This window comes from Pseudoalteromonas sp. MQS005, from assembly GCF_001661605.1.
GTDB classification, from domain to species: domain Bacteria; phylum Pseudomonadota; class Gammaproteobacteria; order Enterobacterales; family Alteromonadaceae; genus Pseudoalteromonas; species Pseudoalteromonas tetraodonis.
Genome location: NZ_LYRQ01000099.1, coordinates 1 through 4,101, shown reverse-complemented (window position 1 = coordinate 4,101; position 4,101 = coordinate 1). Strand labels below are relative to the sequence as shown.

Sequence of the window (4,101 nt, the reverse complement as noted above, 5' to 3'; positions counted from 1 at the left end):
AATGACGCTAAAGCAACATCTCAATCATGCTAATATGGCAGCGTTGCCACTTTATCAGCAATTAGCGCCGTCACTTCAAGCTCAAACACCTGAACTAAATGAAGAACTCGAACAAGCTATAGTCAATTTGGCTTTCGAGAAAGCAGTTGTGATAGTTGATAAAATAATAAATAAATTCGAGAGTAGTTTCTATGTCAGCTGACACTTTACCAAATGTGGCTATCAACCAATCACCCGCAACCATTTTGGTTGTCGACGATCAACCTATTAATATTCAGATTGTCTATCAGGTTTTAGGCAACGAATACAACGTTCTGATGGCCACAAGCGGTCAACAGGCAATAAAAGTTTGCCGCGACAGTCTGCCTGATCTCATTTTGTTAGATGTATTAATGCCTGAACAGGATGGATTGGAAACATGCAGGCAATTAAAAGCCGACAAACAACTGGCTGAGATTCCGGTTATATTCGTCACTGGTTTGCATCATCAAACGGATGAAGATGCCTGCTGGGATGCCGGTGGTGTAGATTATATTCAAAAGCCCTTTAATGCCAATACCTTACGTAACCGTGTAAAAGTGCACCTAACACTAAAAAGACAATCTGATGAACTGCGATCTCAAGCATATCTGGATGGATTAACCGGTATTTATAATCGTCGCTATTTTGATAACGTTTTATCAATCCAACTTGCCCAACACAGACGTAATTTAAACCCTCTTGCAGTAATGATGGTGGATATTGACTACTTTAAGAAATATAACGATACGTTTGGCCATTTAGCGGGAGATGATGCTTTACGTAAAGTCGCCAATACCCTAAAGCATAGCTTTTCGCGACCGATTGACATGGTCGCCCGCTATGGAGGTGAAGAATTTGTAGTGTTGCTCGCCGATACCGATATCAATGGTGCAGTAACCGTGGCAAAAAAGATGCTGAATAATGTGTTGGAACTGGATATCGCAAACCCCCAGACCCCAACCACCAAATTGAGTATCAGCATTGGCATTGCCGTCGCTGATAAAGCCAAAGGCTATGATAGCAATATTCTAGAACTGGCAGACCAGCAGCTTTATAAAAGCAAACAACACGGCCGAAATACATTTTCTGTCATGGAAATTACCCCCGAACTTTTATCAGCGACTTAGACCTGAGTGGTTTAAGCTGGATTAAGATTTTTCCTTTAAAGCATCACGAATGAATATCGGCTTACTCCTAAAAGTAGATGTTTAGATGTTAAAAATGCAGCTCTTCTATCCGACAAGGTTTTCCGTACAAATAGCCTTGATAGGTGTTACACCCCATACTCTGCAATAACGCGCGCTGCGCTTCTGTTTCAACACCTTCAGCTATGACTTGCAGCTCCATTGAGTCGGCTAACGTTATAACTGCTTGGGCAATGGCTTTGTCATTACTGCTATTGATAATGTCTCGAACAAATCCTTGGTCAATTTTTAACTGATTTATTGGCAATTGCTTTAAGTAAGATAAGGATGAATAACCTGTACCAAAATCATCGATAGAGAAAGTAACTCCATGCTGCTGCAACTCTTTCATCTTAGCTTTAACATCGGGAATATTGTTTGCAAGCAGCGATTCAGTATAAGCGTAGCAGCAACCACACCTTGCGGTGTGGCTGCTGATCAGTAAGGCAGGAGTTGTTGCAGTTGTTCTAGGGTGTTGGCTTTTGGCAGCTCAGTGAGCAAGCGGCATAGATAATCATACGGCTCTAGGCCATTGATTTTAGCGGTTTCGACCAGGCTATACATTGCAGCACTGGCTTCTGCGCCCGTTTCAGTATTGGCAAACAACCAGGCTTTTCGACCAATCACGAACGGTTTGACGGCGCGCTCTGCACGGTTATTGTCGATATTCAGCCTACCATCCTCCAGATAACGGATAAGCTTAGGCCACTGATTCAGGCTGTAAGTAATAGCGGCTCCCAGTAAACCTTCTTTCGTGACACTCTCGCTTGATTTATCTAGCCAGCGTTTGAATTGCTCCAACAGTGGCTTAGCTAGTGTTTGTCTGGCGTCATACTTCTTATCAGGCGGCGCCGTTTTTAATTTACTTTCCAGCGCATAAAGTTTCTGAATGTGATTGATTGCCACATCCGCTTTGCCGGTTTTGCCTTTGCCCTGCGCTTTTTGTGCCTCGACGAACTTGCGTCTGGCATGTGCCCAGCAGCCCACTAAGGTTGCGTGGGTTTGTTCTGGTCAAGCATAACCATCAACCTGTAGGTAGCCGGTAAATCCACTCAGGAAGTCGATGGGATGTGTGCTGCTTCGGCTATCCTGATAATCAAACAGCACCAACTTAGGCTCCATACTTTGCTCTAAACCACAGCCATATACCCACATGTAACAGATGCTTTTTTCGACGTCCAGTACATTGACGGTGGTTTCATCTGCCCACAGCACCGGCTGTTTAAGCAGCTCGGCTTTCATTAACGCCAGTAGCGGTTTAAGTTTATCTGCACAGGTTATCAGCCAACGACTCATCGTTTGACGACTAAGCTCAATGCCGGCTTCATTAAACAGTTTTTCTTGTCGGTAAAGTGGCATCCCATAGTGCATTTTGCTGCTGATGATTTGCGCCAGTAAACTTGGCGTGGCCATACTCTTGGGATAACCGCAGGCGGTACATCGGCAATCTTAATCTCAACCTTTGTGCCTTGCGTCTCACACTGCCGACAGCTGTATTTCAGCCGGACGTTTCTAAGCACCCGGATTTGCGCTGGCACGAACTCAACTTGCTCACTGATTTCCTCACCCATTTTATGCAAGGCATGGCCGCAGCAGGCACAGGTTTTGTCCGTAATATCATGAATAACGTCAACGCGTGGCAACTCAGGGGCAATACGTGGCCGACGTGGTTTGACGGTTTTCTCTGCGGTCTCTGCGTTTGGCTCAGTCGCCGCTGACTCGTATTCAATAAGTTGCTCGGCCTCATTTAAGACTTCGCCTTCACCTTCGTAGGTCTCGCTACTTGGGCTAAACTTCTGGTACTTCGCTAAGTTATAGCGCTCCAGTAATTGCTGTAACTTATCCGAGAGCTGCTGGTTAACACGCTCTAATTTGGCGATACGCTTATCTTTTTGCGTGAGTTTTTGCTCATGCTTGGCAAGTAGCGCTGTCTGCTCAAGCAGTATTTTCTTAAGCAGTTCAACATCATCAGGTAAGGTGTCTGGTATCTTTTTCATGGCCGTTATTGTAACGGCCAATCTGGCTAAGTGCTGGGTAAAATTTAGATTGTTTTGGGTGCGATCTACAGGATTTATAGCGGATCGGCATATCAGCCGACGCTTTGGTAATGCAGCGGCTGATGGGCGGTGATTTTTTGAATATCGACACCTTGCAACAGCCAATGCCACTGCTGCTCGCTAATGGACAGTATTTTGCCGGGCATCTGCCGTGGCCAGCGGAACGTGTCTTTTTCAAGTCGCTTGTACCAGAGACAAAAGCCGGTACTATCCCAGTACAGCACTTTTAATCGGGTTCGCTGCTGATTGCAGAACACAAATAGTGCACCGCTAAAAGGCGAGAGTTGCATCTCTTGCTCGACCAGCAAAGATAAGCCATTAATGGATTTACGAAAATCGACCGGCTGTTTGTGCAAATAGACCTTGGGTACATCGAGGAACATTTTCATAGTCAAAGTGCTCTGAGCAAGGCGGCTAACCACAGTGCATCAGTCCCTGCTGGAAGTTGCAATTCCATATCATGCTTGCGCAGCAGAATACGCTGCCCGAGCGGCAAGCTTAGTGGTGCCAATTCAACGAAACCAGTGTCGTCATTCTGATGAGCCAACAACTGGCGTTTACGCAGATTAAAGTAGGTCGGAATAATCCCTTGTCGTTTAGCAAATGCCGTTTGGGTTAGGCCACTTTGGGCTTGCTCGGCGAATAACGCCAGCCATTGTTCTTTAGTGCGTTTCATGATGATTACCCTAATAATTTAAAGTGGCAGACAGGGTAATGTTGATCAGCTAGGATAGGAATGTGTGGTTGGCGTTACGCTTACCTTTGTAAGCGTCTAGCCAAATGCACCTGCAAGTAACTCGTCAAAACGATTAAGCTATCCCTGAATTTCAATTAGGAGA

5 protein-coding genes and 1 pseudogene are annotated in these 4,101 nt (G+C 45.3%); 2 read left to right on the top strand and 4 right to left on the bottom strand.

Annotation, left to right across the window (positions count from 1 at the left end; translation table 11 throughout):
* Together A9479_RS20175 and A9479_RS19280 are read left to right on the top strand one after the other, a co-directional pair.
* On the top strand, window positions 1–202 hold a 202-nt coding region (locus A9479_RS20175; RefSeq protein ID WP_064664310.1), incomplete at its 5' end, for a hypothetical protein.
* Window positions 192–1,148, top strand: a complete 957-nt coding sequence (locus A9479_RS19280) for a diguanylate cyclase (RefSeq protein WP_064664309.1) — start codon at window positions 192–194, stop codon at window positions 1,146–1,148. The genes A9479_RS20175 and A9479_RS19280, both read left to right, overlap by 11 nt.
* Window positions 1,149–1,236: 88 nt before the next feature.
* Here the strand turns inward: A9479_RS19280 and A9479_RS19275 are convergent, their stop codons facing one another.
* From A9479_RS19275 to A9479_RS19260, 4 genes and pseudogenes are all read right to left on the bottom strand, one after another.
* Window positions 1,237–1,644, bottom strand: coding sequence for an EAL domain-containing protein (locus A9479_RS19275; RefSeq protein ID WP_331711906.1), 408 nt, complete (start codon window positions 1,642–1,644; stop codon window positions 1,237–1,239).
* Window positions 1,644–3,202: pseudogene (locus A9479_RS19270) on the bottom strand (IS66 family transposase). The gene A9479_RS19275 and the pseudogene A9479_RS19270 overlap by 1 nt, the downstream one beginning before the upstream one ends.
* 92 nt (window positions 3,203–3,294) lie before the next feature.
* Complete coding sequence (gene tnpB / locus A9479_RS19265; protein ID WP_064664307.1) at window positions 3,295–3,651, bottom strand: IS66 family insertion sequence element accessory protein TnpB; 357 nt, start codon at window positions 3,649–3,651, stop codon at window positions 3,295–3,297.
* 2 nt (window positions 3,652–3,653) lie between these two features.
* Window positions 3,654–3,938: a hypothetical protein gene (locus tag A9479_RS19260; protein ID WP_064664306.1), complete on the bottom strand. Its 285-nt coding sequence runs from the start codon at window positions 3,936–3,938 to the stop codon at window positions 3,654–3,656.
* Between the last annotated feature and the right edge of the window lie 163 nt (window positions 3,939–4,101).

Excerpts from the sequence above, each read along its gene's own strand:
- A9479_RS19260 (WP_064664306.1), bottom strand. The coding sequence starts at position 3,938 with ATGAAACGCACTAAAGAACAATGGCTGGCGTTATTCGCCGAGCAAGCC.
- tnpB (WP_064664307.1), bottom strand. The coding sequence starts at position 3,651 with ATGAAAATGTTCCTCGATGTACCCAAGGTCTATTTGCACAAACAGCCG.
- A9479_RS19280 (WP_064664309.1), top strand. The coding sequence starts at position 192 with ATGTCAGCTGACACTTTACCAAATGTGGCTATCAACCAATCACCCGCA.